This window comes from Pararobbsia silviterrae (genome assembly GCF_003628125.1).
Taxonomy (GTDB): domain Bacteria; phylum Pseudomonadota; class Gammaproteobacteria; order Burkholderiales; family Burkholderiaceae; genus Pararobbsia; species Pararobbsia silviterrae.
Genome location: NZ_RBZU01000006.1, coordinates 295,737 through 312,761, shown reverse-complemented (window position 1 = coordinate 312,761; position 17,025 = coordinate 295,737). Strand labels below are relative to the sequence as shown.

Below are 17,025 nucleotides of genomic sequence, written 5' to 3'. Positions count from 1 at the left end.
GGCCCGTCTTGCGTCTCGCCTCGGACTTATCGCGCTTTGGCCGCGCCTTGGCACGCGATCGATGCCTCTTGCATGAGCCACGTGCGAAACGCCTTCAACCTCGGCAGTGAGGCGCATTCGGATCGGTACACGATGTAGTACGCAAGCTCCGACGCGAAATCGATCTTGGGGAACAGCCGAACGAGCCGGCCCGACGCCACGTCATCGCCGGCCATGACGCTTCGCGCCAACGCCACGCCATGACCGTCGACTGCGGCCTGTAGCACCGCCGCCGAGTTGTTGACCTGGGTACCGCGCCGCGTATCGACTTCAGCGGCGCCGGCCGCCTGCAACCAGGCATTCCACGACACAAAGCCGATATGCGTGTCGACCGAGAGATCGTGGATCAGCGATTTGCCCGCCAGATCGCGCGGCGCCTTGACGCTCTTGTTCTTCTTGAGCCAGTCCGGCGAGCACACGGGATAGATTTCCTCATCCATCAATTTCTCGGCCTCGAGGCCCGGCCATGTCCCGCGGCCATAGCGCACGCCGATGTCGATACCCTGCGCCACGAAATCCATCAGCTTCAGACTCGTATCCAATCGAACGTCCGTGTCGGGACACGCGTTATAGAAGTTCTCGATGCGCGGCAATAACCACTTGGCCGCGAATGCGGGACTCACCGTCACCGTCAGCACCCCGCCTTTCGCGCCCTCCTGCAGCCGATTCAGTCCGAGGCTCAGTCGATCGAAGCCGGCTCGAATGTCCGGCAGCGCGCGTTCGGCGATGTCGGTCATCACCAATCGCGCCTTGCCGCTCGCACCACGATTGAAGAGCGGAACGCCGAGCCAGTCCTCCAGCGACCGCACCAATTGACCGACCGCCGCCGGTGTGACGTGAAGTTCGTGCGCCGCGGCCGAGAAGCTCTGATGGCGCGCACTCGCTTCGAACGCACGCAATGCGTTGAGAAAGCCCGGTGTTTTCATATGGAAGAGCCCAAGTGCGTTCGCACGAAGCGGTCGCGCTGCACGAGAGGCGCATGCCTCGATGGCGCAACGGTGGATTCCGGCACGAACGCAGCGATTTTTCAGTAAAGATTTTCTTTCAATAAAGCATACATTTTCTCGTTTGCGACGTCACCCCATCGCGAGAAGAATGAGCACATCAAAGACGAATATTTCTGCATCGCGGAAAGGCGTCGAATTCATGGGGAAACTCGATCATGCATAGTTTTTCTTCTCAAGTTGCGATCGTTACCGGTGGCGGCTCCGGCATCGGAAAGGAAGTCGCGATCCGTCTGGTCAAAGCGGGTGCCCAGGTCGTCATCGGCGGCCGAGACGAAGCCAAGCTCAAGCAAGCGGCGGCCGAAATCGATCCGTCCGGCGCGAACGTGCGCTGGCATGCGGGCGATATCGCCCATCCCTCGACCGCAAAAGAGCTCGTCGAGCTCGCGCATCGAGACTTCGGCGGCGTGGACATTCTCATCAACAACGCCGGCGTGTTTCGCCCGAAGCCTTTCCTCGACATCGACGAGACCGAATACGACTGGTTTCTCGACACGATCCTGAAGGGCAAGTTCTTCATGGCTCAAGCGGCGGCCAAGGCGATGCAGCAACGCGGCGGCGGTGCGATCGTGCAGACGGGGTCGCTGTGGGCATTGCAAGCGATCGGAGCCACGCCGTCGGCCGCCTATTCGGCTGCGAATGCCGGAGTACACGCGTTGACGCGCAACCTCGCGATCGAACTGGCGCCCTTGAATATCCGAATCAATACGGTTGCGCCGGCCGTGGTCGAAACACCGGTCTACAACACGTTCATGACGTCGGATCAGGTGAAGGCAACCTTGCCTGCGTTCAATGCGTTCCATCCGCTTGGACGCAACGGCCAACCGGCCGACGTCGCCGAGGCAATGCTCTTCCTCGCTTCGACGCGCGCCTCCTGGATCACCGGCACCGTGCTGCCTGTGGATGGCGGCGTCATGGCCGGCCGCCACGCCTGACCGCTACCTCTAACGCCTACCCACCAGGAGCACATCGATGGTCTATCTGCAAATCACGCTCGACGTTTCGAACTCGAATCGCCCCGCTGCCGCCGGCGTGTATGAAAAGTACCGGGCCCCGTTCCTCGACACGATCACGGGCGCGAAGTCGAAAGACTTGCTTGTGCGCGAAGAAGACGTCCAAGTGATACACGGCTTTGACACCGTTGCACACGCGCAAGCCTATCTTGAGAGCGCGCTCTTCAACGCGGACGTGGTCGTGGCGCTCAAGCCGCTGCTCAACGGCGCACCCGAGGTACGCATCTATCGCGCCGCTCAAGGCGCGACCTCGCATCGATGTGGGGTCAGCCTATGACCCCGCATCGATATTCAACGCGACGAAAGCGAACGCGATGATGCAAGACCGAGATGTCGATCGCGACGCGCCGTGCGACCGTATAGATGAATACGTCACGCCGAGCCCGGACGTGACGCGCCGCCTGGCCGCCTGGGCGCGCTAACGCGCCGACGCGCGCTTGCCGATCCGTTTTTCCAAAAACGAATCGGAGACTGCACGCAAGCGCGCGTTGGCTCTGGCGTCGAGCACGGCGATGGCGATGGACACGGCGAAGATCACCAGGCTGAACGTGATGACAAGACTCGCGAGCCATGGGACGGGCAAGGTGCTGACCGTCGACAGCGAATAACTGCCGCGGTCGAAACTCGCTGCGGCCATGCCGCAATAGTGCATGCCGCAGACCGCGACGCCCATCACCACCGCCGCGCCCACCTGACGAACACGCCGGTGTGCGCGCAGTCCGCGCAGACCAAAGGCGAGAATCAGCGCGCCCGCGCTCGCGAGAATCGCGATCACGATCGACAGCGCGACAAGCCATGGCGAATAGTGAATCGCCGGGCATACGCCCATCGCCTGCATGCCGAGATAGTGCATGCCCGCGACACCGAGTCCCATCGCGACGGCGCCGCCGATCAGACGCGACCATCGCAATTCGTAGCTCCACAAGGGGATAAAGCCGATTGCCGAAGCGACGATCGCAACAAAAAGGGAGCCGACGGTAATCGGGATGCTGTAGCCCACCGAAAACGGCAAATGAAACGCGAGCATGCCGACAAAGTGCATCGACCAGATGCCGAGTCCCATGACGCCGCCCCCGAACACAATCCACGGCGCAATCGGCCGATTCCCGATCATGTCGAGACGATCGGAAAGATTGAGGGCCGTGAACGAGGCGATGACCGAGAGAAGAAATGACGCCGCAACAAGGGTGAAATCGTAGGTGCCAGTCATTGTGTGCGTACCCATCATGGCTGCAGCCATCCAGAATCACACGGGCGAAACCCGTCGGCTCGATGCGTCCGTGATCTCCGGGCACCCATCCGGATGTCCGGGTCGGACAATCCAATCGATGCCTCTGCCGATCAAGAATTCAGTCGATCCCAACGGCCTTATCCGCTCGCCCGCCCCGGTCTTCGTTTTATTTTTGTTGATCGCGCCTGCCGTGTCCGGCATCGAGCGTCCCATGATATTTGACTTGGAGATTCGAGGACACATCCTAAGGGTTCGGTGTTTGCCCCAGTTACTGCTAAATCAGGCGATCTTTTTCAAAGCCAAAAAACCGATCGCATGCATGCGCATACCATCCTGCGTTTCGCAGCGTCACGCGCGGCGCGATCTCGTGTTTATGAAGTATTTCGAACATAGATCAACCCAGCGAACCGGCTTTGACGCCGTGAACATGCGCATCCGGGTTAAAGCTGTGTACCGCCGATCGGCGCGATGGGCGACGTGAATCTGCACGCATCAGCCAGGCGGCTCGGAAAACCGAGGAACTGAGCGGCCAGCGAATTGAGCGGCCGAGGAAACCCACCAGAAAGACGCGATACCGCGGTATCGCGTCGACGCGCGTCGCGTGCGAAGCGTCAACCGTGCTTCACCCGCGACGCGCGCTACAACCTCTGTATCGCCGCCTGGCCTCAGAACGCGACCGTCTGCTTGACCGCGGCCATATTCGCGTCGAGGTTGTCCTTCGTGATCACGACCACCGGCACGACGATGCTCTTCGGCGGCGTCTTGCCCTGAGCCGCTTCGACAAGCGCGTCGGCGGCCTTCTCGCCCATCAGGTTAGGCTGTTGCATGCCGAATGCCGCAAGACGGCCATCGCGCAGCATCGCAATGAAGTCTTCGACACCGTCGAACGCGGCCAACATCAGATCGTCGTTCTTGCGCGCGGCCTGAATCGCCTTCGCGCTGCCGAGCGACGCGACGTCGACCTGCACGAACAGCGCCCGCATATCCGGATGCGCCGTGATCATGTCCTGCGTGTATTTGAACGCCTCTTCGCCCGTATACCGTTGCAACTGATTCAAACCGACCTCGGGCACGCCCGCTTCCTTCATCGCCTTACGGAAACCCGCGGTACGAAGCTGACCGTTCTTGCGCGCGAGCGACACGGTGATCATGCCGAATCCGCCCGACGTCCAGCCCTTGGCCTTGAGCATCTCGGCCACCTTCTGGCCCGTTTCATACGCACCCTTCTCATTGTCGGAACTCACGAACGTCGCGTAGTTTCCGCCGTTCGTGCCAATGTCCGCGATGACGACGGGCACGTGCGCGCGCTCGGCCAACGCGAGCACGCTCGGCGCCGTCGACGAATCGGTCGGCGACAGCACGATGCCCGCGACGCCCTTCGAAATCGCATCCTGCGCGTTCTTGAGCTGCGCCGATGCGTCGTTGCGCGAGTCGAGCGTCAGCACGTTGCCGCCCGCCTTCGTGATGCCCGTCTCGACGCCCTTCGCGATGTGCCGCCAGAACGGAAGATCGAGGCCGGGCGTGATGTAGGCGAACGTCTTGCCCTTCACATCGGTATCCTGCGCGCGCGCGCCGATCGATACCGTCGCAAGACCGGCGATCGCCAACGCGGCAATGGCGCGAACTGCGTTTTTAGCGGAAAAAATCGTCATTGCAGTGTCTCCTGGTTCTACGTTGTAAGAATCGATTTCCCTGAGGATGTCGCCAAGAACGTCGCTAAGGACGTCACTGAAGCACGCGGCTATTTCGCCCGCGCCCCGAAACGCGCGCTCAACAGCCGCTCGCCGAGCACGGCGACGATGATGACGGTGCCGATCGCGCTGCCTTGCCAATACGGACCGACATTCAGCAAGTTCAGACCGTTGTGGATCAGCACAAGAATCAACACGCCGAAAAACGTGCCGATCATCGAGCCGCGTCCGCCGAACAGGCTCGCTCCGCCGATCACGACGGCCGCGATCGAATCGAGTTCGAGCCCCGTGCCCGCGATCGGATCGATCGACATGAGCCGCGATGCGAGCATGACCGCCGCGAGCGCGGAGAACGCGCCCGACAGCACATAGACGAGCACGTTGTAAAAATCCACGCGCAAGCCCGCCGCGCGCGCGGCTTCACGATTGCTGCCGAGCGCATAGATCGTGCGGCCGCCCTTGGCGAACGTCAGATACGCCCAGGTCACTGCAAACAGCACGAGCACAAGCAGGAAATTGACCGGGAAGCCGAACACCGTCGCCGTCGAAGGCGCGGACAGCGCATCGGGCAACGTCGAGATCGAATTGCCGTTCGTGAGCACGAACGCGAGCGAGCGTCCGATCGACATCATGCCAAGCGTCACGATGAACGGCGCGATCCGACCGCGCGTGACGAGCAAGCCGTTGACGAGCCCCAGCAATCCGCCGCCGATGATCGCGATCGCGATCGACGGAATCAGCGGAATGCCGAAGGTATTGATCGCCAGCCCGAGCACGATGCCGCCGACGCCCGTCAGCGATCCGACCGACAGGTCGATCCCGCCGACGAGCACGACGAATGTCTGGCCGATAGCCGCGATCCCGGTCACAACGGCCTGATCCATGAGATTCAGCACGTTGCCCAACGATAAAAAGTGCGGCGAGGAGATCCCCAACGCCGCGCAAATCAGCACGAATAGGAGGCCCATGCGGACTTCGAGCTGATAGTGACTCAGTACCTTGCGCCAACCGCGTTTGGCCTTGCCCGCGGTCTGTCGCGGTTCGGTTTGCGGATCGCGGATCGTCTTAGCGTTCATTCAGTGTCTCCTCATGCTGATACGTGTCGATCGCGACGCGGATATGGGTAATCGCGTGCCGCGCGAGTGCGTCGGCCACGATGCGCGCGGCGCGACTTAGAGGCGCCGCATCGATATTCGAAGGTATCGACATGCCGATCTCGCCGAACGCGTGTCCCGACGCGTTGACGAGCCGCAGCTTGACCGCGCGCACCGCGCCGTCCTCGACGACCTGACCGTCTTGTGTATCGGCCGACCACAGCGCGCGAAGCGCCGTTTGTTCGACCATCGGGAAATGCGTCGGCGCGAAGCCGAGCTGCATCGCGTGACGTTCGACGAGATCGAGGCAAAACACGCGGCCCCGCTCGATCTGTACCCAGAATGCCGCCCCTTCGATCTCGCGCGCGATGTCGTCGAGCACGGCCTTCATCTGGCGCGCCGACGAACGCGGCATCGACAACATCGTCAAGATCGCGGGATCGAGCATATGGCTCGGCACCTCGGCCACCGATACGCCGTCGCTCATCACGACGATGCGATCGCAAAGTCCGAGCGCTTCCTCGAAATCCGACGACACGACGACGACGGCGACGCCGCTCGCCGCGACCTTGCGGATGATCCGATAGAGCGTGCTGCGCGCGCCGATGTCGACACCGCGCGTCGGCTCGTCGAGCAACAGGATCGACGGACTCAGCATCAGCCAGCGCGCGAGCAGGACCTTTTGCTGCTGACCGCCGCTCAAACTCAACATCGGCACATCACGCACGTGCACCGGCATGTCGAGATCCTTGAACAAGGCATCGATCGCCGAAGTCTGCGTGCCGTAGTCGGTGAACCACGCGCGACGCCTGCCGAGGCGCGCGAGCAGCAGGTTCTCCTGGACCGACAGATCGGGCACGAGTCCTTGGCGCCGACGATCCTCGCCGATGAACCCCATCCCCGCGCGAATCGCCTTGATCGGCGTCTCGGGTCGATAGGGCTTGCCGTCGAGCAAGACCTCGCCGCCTTGCATCTTGCGCAGGCCGAACAGCGACTCGAGCGCCTCGGAACGCCCCGCGCCGACAAGACCCGCGAGTCCGACGATCTCGCCGCGCCCGACCGAAAACGACAGATCCCTGAGCAAGGGCGCCGAAGCGAGATGCCGGACGTCGAGCACGGCATGCTCGCGCGAAGCGCTCGCTTGCGGCTGCGGCGCGCTCTCGTAGACGTTCTCGATATCGCGTCCGACCATCCAGCGCACGAGATCGCGCGTCGTGATCGACGAGGTCGCGATATCGGTCGCCACCGTGCGGCCGTCACGGATCACCGTGATCCGATCGGTGATCTCAAGGATCTCTTCGAGCCGGTGCGAGACGAAGACGAGCGACTTGCCGCGCTCGCGCAGCAATCGCATGACGGCGAACAACTGCTCGACCTCAAGCGGCGAAAACGAGGCGGTCGGTTCGTCGAAGATGATCACGTCCGAATCGTTATACAAGGCCTTACATATCTCGATCATCTGCCGCTGCGCGATCGACAGATCACCCGCGCGCAAATGCAGCAGATCCGGCGACTGTTCGATGTCGACGAGCGCGTTCGCGGCTTTCTCGCGCATCCTGTTCCAGCGTGTGCGGCCGCGCGTGCCGAACTCGGCCAGCGCGATGTTTTCGAGCACGCTGAGATCGGGCGCGATGCTTGTCTCCTGCATCACGATCGAGATCCCCGCCGTCAAGCCTTCTCTCGGCGAAGCGAAGTCGACCGCTTCGCCCTTGAAACGATAGGTGCCCGACGTCCTCGGAATATGTCCGGCGATGATGCGCGACAGCGTCGACTTGCCGGCGCCGTTCGCGCCGATCAGCGCGTGCACCTCGGCGCGCCGCAGCGACACGCTGCATCCGCTCAGCGCGTTGACCGCGCCGAAGCGCTTGGTCACGTCGCCGAGCGTCGCGATAACCGACGAATCGTCGGCCGGGATGGGATGCATCAGCAAACCTCCAAAACAATGGGCGCGACCGAATACCCGTCCACCTCGACGCGCCGATGTGGATTCGATCCGTGATCGACGTGATAACAGATCCGCTCTGGCGTGAGGTTCGCGATCCAGACGCGATGCACCGCGCCGTCGTCGACCGCGAGCACAGCCGTGCTGCCCGCGGGGTACGCAGCGCTCACATCGAGCAGGCGGTATCCCGTCACGCGATAGAGCGCCGCGAGCAGGTGTCCGAGCGCGGACAATTCGAGGCGTCCGTTCGAGGCGAGCGTGATGCCGCTGAATCCCGTGAGTTCGGCCACGCCGATGCGCTGCGCGCCGTGTTTCGCGAATTCCGCGATATAGCCGAGCGCCCAAGCCGCCGCGAACGATTCGAATTGACGGACGTCGTCGTGCGTCTGGGCAATTTTCAAGCGTGACGGATTCGCCGGCGTCTGCGCGCCATACGGATTCGCGCGCATTGCGATCGACGACGGTCCGACCCAGAACGGCACATCGGGAAACAAGGCCTTGACGCTGCGCGCGATGAACTCGATACAGCTCAGCGTTTCGACGACCGATTCGTCGTCGGCCACGTGCACGATCGGACAGGTCGTGAAGCCGATGAAATCGAGCGCGGCGGGATCGGGACGTTTGCGATTGAGCTCGGCGAAATACGCAAGGGTGCCGCCGCCGATCTTGGCCGGACCGAACACGCGCCGCGCCGCGTCATACAGCGACTCGAGCGAGGGCGCGGCAGGCCACGGCGATCCCGGCAACACCGCCTTGAGGTCCACGGCGGGCGTGACGAACACCGCACCCGGCGCGACGCCTGCGGCATGCATCGCGTGCCGCACCGTTTCGAGTTCGGCATCGGGCGTATCCCGGCACGCGAGGATCACGTTCAGCACGAGGTCGGCCCCCGCCGACGCGGTCAACGACGCGATGCGCTTGAAGCGCAGCGCAAGCGAAGCCGCGTCGTCATCGGAGCATATCGTCGCGACCAGATGATTCGGACGCAGTACGCCCAACAGATCGACGTGCGAGGCGTCGCATACGTCGGCGTCGGCGTCGATGCCGAGTCCGATCGACGGCAGACGCGTATCGGTGGCCGCGCCGATCTGGATACGGATCGGTTGCGATCGTCCGGGCGCGTGCGCGTCGAAGTCTTGCCCAGGGCCTTGTTCAAGGCCCTGTTCTCGCGCGATGCGCGGATCATCCACGGCGACGGGCGACGTCAACGGCCTCACATCGATATCGACGCGCTGCACATACGTCTCGCCCGCGGCAAGCGGATACGGCCACGGCAGCGCAATCGGACGGCTATAAGTCTTGAACGAGGCATCGGACCAATTCCGCTGATCCTCCATTTCAAACACATCGCCCGTCATGCGAATCGCGACCTCGACCTGATCTCCGATTGCGTGGCGCAATGCACGCAGCGCGAGAAACGGCTGGTAAGGCTCGATCCGTTCGGGAAACCGGCTTTCGCTCAGCGTGCCGTCGTCGTGCTCGGCCACGACGCGCTCGCCGCTGACGCTCAGCGGATGCAGCATGACGATGCCCGTGCGATTGGTCTCGACGGCGCGCCGCACGGACGCGATCGTCGTATAGGTCAGGCGGCCCGATGCATGCCCCTCGATCGCGATCGACACATCGAGTTCATCGCCGCTCGGCCCCGTGGTTCCATCGATGACGACTTCGAAGTAATCGGACGTTTCGCGAATGCGCGTCGAACGCACGTCGAAAGGATGCGTTTCCCAGCCCGCGCCGCGCATGGCGAACTGCAGCGCCCTGAGGACTTCGACGTTCGCGAACCGAATATAGCGAAGCGCATGACCTTCGAGTCTCGCGTGCAGCGTACCGGCGCGCAGCACACGGACCTGTTCGCATCGCGCGCCGCCCATGGCATCTGTGTCCGCCATAGCAACAGTGGCCATCAGCGTTTGTCTCCGGATCGTTTGACGTGGTATCGATGTGCGGCTCGCGGCCGCTGATCTCTGATGGAAGTTTGCAAAAAAAGGCGATAAGTTACTATTGAATAAATGGCATCGGCCTATTTCCTGTGGTTATCGCTCGCCGAAGCCGTCGCATCGCGCGCAAAGCCCGCCATGACGGGCCTTGGCGCCGATTTTTCGAGGTGTCGGCACTCGGGTTTTCACGTATCGCATCGACACCGTCACGATGATGTTCATTCGCTCATACCCAGCATGATTGCCCCCATTTCGACCATTCGAAAACGCCTGCGCCTGCGCCACCTTCAATTGATGGTGGCGCTGTCCGAGTCGCTGTCCTTGCGCAAGGCGGCCGAAGAACTCGCGATGACCCAGCCCGCGGCGACAAAGGCGTTGCAGGAGCTTGAAGACACCGTCGGCGTCGCGCTGTTCATCCGCCACGCGCGCGGCATGGAACCGACGGTCTACGGCGAAGCGATGATCCGCTACGCGCGCGTCGTATTCGAAAATCTCGGCGAACTCAGAGAGGAACTGGCCGCGATCGCGGCCGGCGATGTCGGCAAGGTGAGGATCGGCGCGGTCATGGCGCCCGCACCCGATTTGCTGACGCAAGTCATCGTGTCGCTCAAGGCGCAACATCCGCGCCTGCATATGACCGTGCAGATCGACACGAGCGACGTGCTCGTGCCCGCGCTTCAACAAGACGAACTCGACATCGTCGTCGGGCGCATCCCGTACGGGTTCGCCGACAGCGATCTCACGTTCGAGGCGCTCTCCGAGGAAGATCTGTCGATCGTGTCGCGGCCCGATCACCCGATGACGACGAGCGCGAGCCGCCCGCGTCTGGCCGAACTCACGCGCTTTGCGTGGATCGTGCAGCCGCATCCGAGTCCGATGCGTCAGATCATCGACCAGACGTTTCGCGAATCGCGCGTGTCGCCGCCGCCGAGTACGGTCGAGACATCGTCGATCCTGACCACGCTCTCGTTGCTGCGCGAGTCCGATATGCTTGCCGTGTTGCCGAGTTCGGTCGCGCGCTACTACTCGGATCTCGGCACGATCGCGGCGCTGCCGACGCCCTTGCGCGGACGACTCGCGCCGTACGGGCTGATCCTCAGAAAGAACCATCGGATTCGGCCCGCGACGCAACTCGTCATCGACGCCATTCGGGCCGTGGCGTAACGCTACGTGCCGCGACGGCGCGCACGACGCCGGCACGCACGTCGGTGCAGCCTATGCGGCATCCGCGGCTAGCGCATGGGCAAGCCGTGGATGCACGTTCGATGCAGGCTTACTCGACGATATGGAAGCTGTCCGTGTACGCGTCGCTCAACGTGAGGCCGAGCCCCGGCGTCGTGTCGGACAATTGCAGATACCCGTTCTCGGGCTGCGGCTCGCCCTCGAAAATGTAATAGAACAGCTCGTTACCGACCTCGACGTCGAAGACCGGGAAAAACTCCGCGAGGGGACTCGCCGTGCTCGCCATCGTCAGATGGTAGTTGTGCATCTGACCCGCATGCGGAATGACGGGCACGGACCACGCCTCGGCCATCGCGTTGATCTTGAGCGCCGCCGTGATGCCGCCCACGCGATTCGTGTCGTATTGAATCACGTCGACCGCGCGGCGTTCGAGCAGGTCCTTGAACCCATAGACCGTGAATTCGTGCTCGCCGCCCGAAATCGGCACGATGTTCATCTTCTTGAGTTCCTGATAGCCCTCGACGTCATCGGCGATCACGGGCTCTTCGAGCCAGCGCGGTTCATACGGCGCGAGCCGCGGCAGCATGCGGCGCGCGTATTCGAGCGTCCACCCCATATAGCACTCGAGCATGATGTCGACATCGTCGCCGACGAGTTCGCGCAGCAGACGCACTTGCTCGAGATTTTTCTGCATGCCCTTGGCGCCGTCTTTCGGACCGTAGCCGAAGCGCATCTTCATCGCCGTGAAGCCTTGATCGAGATACCCCTGGGCCTCGGCAAGAAAGGCGTCGCGATCGTCGTTGTTATAGAGCTTCGACGCGTAGCACGGAATCTTTTCCTTGGTCCGGCCGCCGAGCAACTTGAAGACGGGCTTGTTCACCGCCTTGCCCTTGATGTCCCAGATCGCGAGATCCACGGCCGAGATCGCGGCCATGCCGATGCCTTTGCGGCCCCACGCGAGCGTGCGCCGATACATCTTTTGCCAGATGTATTCGCTATCGAACGGATCCTCGCCGATCGCGATCGGGGCCAGGTATTCATCGACGATCTTCTTCGCGACATGCGGCGCGAGCGCGCAATTGCCGATACCGACGGTGCCGTCGTCGCATTCGATTTCGACGACCAGCCATCCGTGAAAGCGAAACGAGCCCATCGCGTCGCCGCGTTCATAGAGGATGTCGACCGCATTCGTGCAGAAATGTGACTGCGGCGCCACCACTTTGCCTCGCCACTCATAGACACGCGTGCGTACATGCTTAATCTTCATGAAACCTGATCTCCTGGCGCAAACGGTTGGATGTTTGAGCAGGGGACCGACTCCACTCGACGGCGCGCGGCAATCCGGCAACGACGCGCTCGCATGCAGCCCGAGAGTCGGCGTCCCTGTGCTTCGAGCAATGCGGAGTGTGGGGAAGAATGCGATAACCGGCTATTGAATTTTACGAATGGGGCGATTCGTAGCGGTTATCGGGGGCGGCGTGCGAACGCACGCCTGAAATCAGGCTGTCGCGGCGCGCGGGACGCGATCTGCACGATCACGCCCGCGCCACAATGTTCACCAGCTGTCCGGGATCCGACGCGCGAGCCAGTCCGGCACACCCTTGTGCCGCAACCAGGCGCCGAAGTCCTTGAGGCGGAGCGATAACGGCAGACGCGGCGTCGCATGCGACGACGGCGTGAAGCCGATCTTCGTGCGTCCCGCGTCGAGATCCCACCGCATGCCGTCGTTGTTCGACACGAGATTGACGATCTCGAGTCCGTCGAATTGCGCTTCGACCGCGCACCGCATCCCGTCGAAGAAGTCCTGCTGGCTCAGCCACATCTGCTGACCCCAGCGACCCATGGCCATATGCGGCCCCGGCACGTTGTCATGAGTCCATTGGAGCCAGCCGATCCGCGCGCTGACGGTCGATACGCCGCGCGCACGCGCATAAAACGCCGCCACACGCTCGCCGAAGAGCTTCGATACGCCGTACGCATTGACGGGCTTCGGCGTCAGCGACTCGGACAACCGTTCGTCGCCGAACCGATAACCGCCGAACACCCAGTTCGAACTCGCGAACACGATGCGCCGCACGTGATGCCGTGCGGCGGCCTCGTAGAGATTGAACACGGCGTCCATATTGTTGTGGATCGCCGAAGCCCATTCGGCGGTCGGTGAACGATCGGCGGCAAGATGCACGATCGCGTCGCAACCGTCGAGGACGTGCGTCCAGTCGGCGTCGAATTGCGTCGTGTCGCCCTGCACGATCTTCGGATGTCTCGGAGGCGTGATGTCGAGCCCCCAGACGTCCCAGCCCGGCAAGGATGAAAAATGCTCGAACAGCATGAACCCAAGATGGCCGTTCGCGCCTGTGATGAGGACTTTTCTCGTCGATCGATTGTCTGTCATGTGCTATTCCGTAACATGCGCGCCGCGCGGCCTATTTGACGAAGGCCATGCGGCTGCGATCGAGCGTCATCGTCACGGCGATCACGACGACCGCGCCCGTAATGATCAATTGCAGATAGGGATTGACGCCGATCACGTTCAAGCCGTTCTTGAGCAACGCGATGATCGCCACGCCGAAGATCGTCCGATGCACGCCGCCGCTTCCGCCCGAGAGCGCCGTCCCGCCGATCACCACGGCCGCGATGGCGTCGAGCAGCATACCGTCGCCCATGCGCGGGGTGCCGACCGACGTGCGCGCGACCATGAGCACCGCACCTGCGGAGCACAACATGCTGCACGCCATGAACGCGCCGAGCCGGATGAATTGCGTGTTGAGCCCCACGATGCGCGCCGCCATCGTACTACTGCCCGTGGCGAACACCGTCCGGCCGCGATAGGTCTTGTTCGAGACGATCACCGCGACGGCGAATACCGCGAACGCCCACAGCGCGACATTGGGTATGCCCGAGATCGTGCGGCCCGACGCGATCCAGTCCATCGTCTCGTTCGAGAACATCACGTTCTGTCCGCCCGACATCCAGACCGATACGCCGCCGAGCACCATCATCACGCCGAGCGTGCCGATAAACGACGGAATGTTCACGACGACGGTCAGCAGACCGTTCACGAGTCCGACGACCAAGCCGATGCCGAGCGCCGCGAGGATGGCCAGCCATGCGGGCCATTGAAAATCGCGCAGCAGCACCGAAGTCGCGATCGCCGAGAACGTGACGAGCGCGCCGATCGACAGATCGATACTGCCGATGAGAATCACCAGCGTGAGTCCCGTCGCCACGACGAGCAATACGGCGGACTGCCGCAAGAAATTCAACAGATTGAAAAACGAAAGAAAGCGTGCGTTGCCCGCTTGAAAAATAACGAGCATCAGGATCACCGACGCAATGAGCAGGCACGTGCTCAACGAAGGCACCCAGCGGCGCGAAGCCGAAACAGTCGTGGACATAGTCGTGTTCCTATCAGGTCATCATGGCGACGAGATCGCGCTCGGTCGGCTTCGCGTCGACCGGCGCATCGAATTCGGCGCTGACACGGCCTTCGCGCATCACGAGAATCCGATTGCTGAGGCCGGTCAGTTCGAGAATATCGTCGCTCACGAGCAGAATGGCGACATCGGTGTCGGCCAGATCGCGCAGGAGCTTATAGATGTCTTCCTTGGCCCCGACGTCGACGCCGCGCGTCGGATTGTCGAGCACGAGCACGCGCACGCCCGCGGCAAGCCAGCGCCCGAGAATGACCTTTTGCTGATTGCCGCCCGAGAGATTCTTGATCAACTGATCGGGGCCCGAGGTCCGCACGCCGAGCGCCTTGATCTGCTCGCGCGCGATCGCGCGCTCCTTGCGTTGCGAGAGCAAGCCCAACGCGCCGACGACGCGCTTTCTCGCGGCGATGCCGATATTGTTCGCGACGCTCATATACATGAACGCGCCTTCGGTCTTGCGCTCCTTCGGCACGACGCCGACGCCCGCCTTGACGGCGGCCGCATTGCGACGCTTGAGCGGCAACGCGGCGCCCGAAATCGCGACCGTGCCCTTGACCGGAAAGTCCTCATGTCCCGTGAAAGCGCGCACCACGGCTTCCTTGCCGCACCCCATCAAGCCGCCGATGCCGACGATCTCGCCCGCGCGCACCGCGAACGACACGTCCGCGACACCCGCGCCGTCGAGACCTTGAACCTCGATCAACGGCGCGCCGAAGGCCTGACGTTGGCGATGCTCGTGATAGAACTGGCTATTGCGTTGACGCCCGACCATCAGCGCATGCAGCCGCGCCTCGGAAATCTCGGCCTTCGAAACCTCGCCGCTGTTGACGCCGTCCTTGAGCACACATGTGCGATCGCAGAACTCGATGTATTCCGACAAGCGATGCGTGATGAGCACGAACGATGCGCGATCGAGCAGCTTGCGCACGCTGCCGAGCAGCAAGGCGATCTCGCGTTCGCCGATCGCGGCGGTCGGCTCGTCGAGCAGGATCACCGGATGCTTGACGTCGAAGAGCTGCGCGAGAATGAACGCGCGGCCGATTTCGATCATCTGACGCACATGGAACGGCAAACGACCGACGACGACGTCGAGCCGCACATGGCTCAAGCCGAGTTCGTCGAGCTGCGCGCGCGCCACGCGCGCGAGCGAACGCCCCGATGCATGCGCGCGCAACCAGGCTTCGTTGCCGAGCGCGATATTGTCGATCACCGACATATTCGGGAGCAGCGCCTGCTCCTGAAACACCATGAAGACGCCCGCGCGGGCGCTTTCGGCGTAGTTCGCCGGCACATGCGGCCGACCGTCGAACGTCATGCCGCCCTGATCGGGCGACACGACGCCGGCCATGATCTTGAGCAACGTCGACTTGCCCGCGCCGTTTTCTCCCGCAATGCCGAGCAATTCGTTATGCCGGACGTCGAGCGAGACGTTATCGAGCACCGATGTCGGTCCAAAGGATTTCTTGACGCCGTTGACCGACAACAGTGTATGAGGTTGACCGCTCATTTGACTTCGAACTCCCGTTGGCGGAACGATGTGATCAGCAGTGCGACGACGAGCACGAGGCCCTTGATGATGTCCTGCCAATAGGGAAACACGGCGATCAGGTTCATGAGATCGGCGAGCGTCGAGACGACGAGCACGCCGATGATCGAACCGAGCGCGCCGCCGTGTCCGCCCGTGATCGCCGTGCCGCCGAGCACGACGGCCGCGATCGTCGCGAGCGTCAGGAAATCGCCCATCGACACCGTCGCGGTGCCCAGACGCGCCATCAGCAGCACGCCGCCGAGACCCGCGAGCGTGCCGCTCAGCGCAAACGCCAGGATCTTGGCGCGATCGACGCCCGCGCCGAGCGTGCGCGCGATGTTTTCGTCGCCGCCGATCGCGAGCCAATGCCGGCCGACGACGCCTTTCTTCTGCAAGCCGACCACCGCGACATAGACGACGAGCGCATAAAGCGCGAGCAAGGGCACGCCCGGCAGGATCGACGCCTGCACGAAGCGGATCACGGCCGGTGTCATGACGGCGATCGATTCGCCCCCTGAAATGAACATGACCGCGCCCGACAGCGCGGTCGCCATGCCGAGCGTCACGAGAATGGACGGGATGCGTAAATAGACGTAGAGCGCGCCGTTCACGAGTCCGCACACGAGCCCGATCGCGACGCCCAGCACGAGCGCCCACCACCCGATCGCCGGCAGCAGCCAGGCGGAGACCATGCCGGCCGTCGTCGCGATCGCGCCGACCGACAAATCGATCGAACCGATCAGGATGACCACCGACATGCCGCACGCGACGATCAACGTGACCGACGACGACAGCAGCAGATCGCGGACGTTCTGCAGATTGAAGAACGAGATGCCAGACATGGAAGCCAGCACTTGCGCGACGACCAACGTCGCGGCAAGCATGGCGAGCTGAATAACCTTCACTTGAATGCCTCGGCCGTATCGAATA

Annotated in this window: 15 protein-coding genes; 4 read left to right on the top strand and 11 right to left on the bottom strand. The window is 62.8% G+C overall.

The window, feature by feature from the left end:
* Window positions 1-26: 26 nt before the first annotated feature.
* Complete coding sequence (gcvA, locus tag D7S86_RS15900; protein WP_121087817.1) at window positions 27-965, bottom strand: transcriptional regulator GcvA; 939 nt, start codon at window positions 963-965, stop codon at window positions 27-29.
* A 236-nt stretch (window positions 966-1,201) separates the two neighbouring features.
* On the opposite strand from gcvA, the gene D7S86_RS15895 reads away from it, so the two are divergent.
* Together D7S86_RS15895 and D7S86_RS15890 are read left to right on the top strand one after the other, a co-directional pair.
* Window positions 1,202-1,978 (top strand): SDR family NAD(P)-dependent oxidoreductase, encoded by a 777-nt coding sequence (locus D7S86_RS15895; RefSeq protein ID WP_121087816.1) that lies wholly within the window; start codon window positions 1,202-1,204, stop codon window positions 1,976-1,978.
* Between the two features lie 37 nt (window positions 1,979-2,015).
* Window positions 2,016-2,333, top strand: coding sequence for a hypothetical protein (locus D7S86_RS15890; protein ID WP_121087815.1), 318 nt, complete (start codon window positions 2,016-2,018; stop codon window positions 2,331-2,333).
* 141 nt (window positions 2,334-2,474) lie between these two features.
* Here D7S86_RS15890 and D7S86_RS15885 read toward each other — a convergent pair whose 3' ends face one another.
* Window positions 2,475-3,266 carry an MHYT domain-containing protein gene (locus tag D7S86_RS15885; protein ID WP_158601983.1) on the bottom strand — a complete coding sequence of 264 codons (792 nt, stop codon included), beginning with the start codon at window positions 3,264-3,266 and terminating at the stop codon, window positions 2,475-2,477.
* 16 nt (window positions 3,267-3,282) lie between these two features.
* Here D7S86_RS15885 and D7S86_RS29160 point away from each other — a divergent pair, with 16 nt between their 5' ends.
* Entirely contained in the window at window positions 3,283-3,768 is a 486-nt protein-coding gene (locus tag D7S86_RS29160) for a hypothetical protein (protein ID WP_147432355.1), read from the top strand.
* A 184-nt stretch (window positions 3,769-3,952) separates the two neighbouring features.
* On the opposite strand, the gene D7S86_RS15880 is transcribed toward D7S86_RS29160, so the two are convergent.
* From D7S86_RS15880 to D7S86_RS15865, 4 genes are all read right to left on the bottom strand, one after another.
* Complete coding sequence (locus D7S86_RS15880) at window positions 3,953-4,939, bottom strand: substrate-binding domain-containing protein (RefSeq protein ID WP_121087813.1); 987 nt, start codon at window positions 4,937-4,939, stop codon at window positions 3,953-3,955.
* A gap of 89 nt (window positions 4,940-5,028) precedes the next feature.
* Window positions 5,029-6,054 (bottom strand): ABC transporter permease, encoded by a 1,026-nt coding sequence (locus tag D7S86_RS15875; RefSeq protein ID WP_121087812.1) that lies wholly within the window; start codon window positions 6,052-6,054, stop codon window positions 5,029-5,031.
* On the bottom strand, window positions 6,044-7,996 hold the full coding sequence (locus D7S86_RS15870; RefSeq protein WP_121087811.1) for a sugar ABC transporter ATP-binding protein: 1,953 nt from the start codon (window positions 7,994-7,996) through the stop codon (window positions 6,044-6,046). Before D7S86_RS15870 ends, D7S86_RS15875 begins: the two co-directional genes overlap by 11 nt.
* Window positions 7,996-9,921 carry a D-apionate lactonase family protein gene (locus tag D7S86_RS15865; protein WP_147432354.1) on the bottom strand — a complete coding sequence of 642 codons (1,926 nt, stop codon included), beginning with the start codon at window positions 9,919-9,921 and terminating at the stop codon, window positions 7,996-7,998. Before D7S86_RS15865 ends, D7S86_RS15870 begins: the two co-directional genes overlap by 1 nt.
* Before the next feature lie 270 nt (window positions 9,922-10,191).
* Here D7S86_RS15865 and D7S86_RS15860 point away from each other — a divergent pair, with 270 nt between their 5' ends.
* Complete coding sequence (locus D7S86_RS15860) at window positions 10,192-11,118, top strand: LysR family transcriptional regulator (protein WP_121087876.1); 927 nt, start codon at window positions 10,192-10,194, stop codon at window positions 11,116-11,118.
* 109 nt (window positions 11,119-11,227) lie between these two features.
* Here the strand turns inward: D7S86_RS15860 and D7S86_RS15855 are convergent, their stop codons facing one another.
* The 5 genes from D7S86_RS15855 to D7S86_RS15835 all read right to left on the bottom strand — a co-directional run bounded on the left by D7S86_RS15855 (window position 11,228) and on the right by D7S86_RS15835 (window position 17,000).
* The gene (locus tag D7S86_RS15855) at window positions 11,228-12,403 is read right to left on the bottom strand and encodes an L-rhamnonate dehydratase (protein WP_121087809.1); all 1,176 of its coding nucleotides are present in this window, start codon (window positions 12,401-12,403) and stop codon (window positions 11,228-11,230) included.
* A gap of 288 nt (window positions 12,404-12,691) precedes the next feature.
* A complete protein-coding gene (locus tag D7S86_RS15850) occupies window positions 12,692-13,528 on the bottom strand; it encodes an NAD-dependent epimerase/dehydratase family protein (protein ID WP_121087808.1) in 837 nt (278 codons plus the stop codon).
* Between the two features lie 31 nt (window positions 13,529-13,559).
* Window positions 13,560-14,531: an ABC transporter permease gene (locus tag D7S86_RS15845; RefSeq protein WP_121087807.1), complete on the bottom strand. Its 972-nt coding sequence runs from the start codon at window positions 14,529-14,531 to the stop codon at window positions 13,560-13,562.
* Window positions 14,532-14,544: 13 nt separating this feature from the next.
* A complete protein-coding gene (locus tag D7S86_RS15840; RefSeq protein ID WP_121087806.1) occupies window positions 14,545-16,074 on the bottom strand; it encodes a sugar ABC transporter ATP-binding protein in 1,530 nt (509 codons plus the stop codon).
* Window positions 16,071-17,000: an ABC transporter permease gene (locus D7S86_RS15835; RefSeq protein ID WP_158601982.1), complete on the bottom strand. Its 930-nt coding sequence runs from the start codon at window positions 16,998-17,000 to the stop codon at window positions 16,071-16,073. Before D7S86_RS15835 ends, D7S86_RS15840 begins: the two co-directional genes overlap by 4 nt.
* Window positions 17,001-17,025 lie beyond the last annotated feature (25 nt).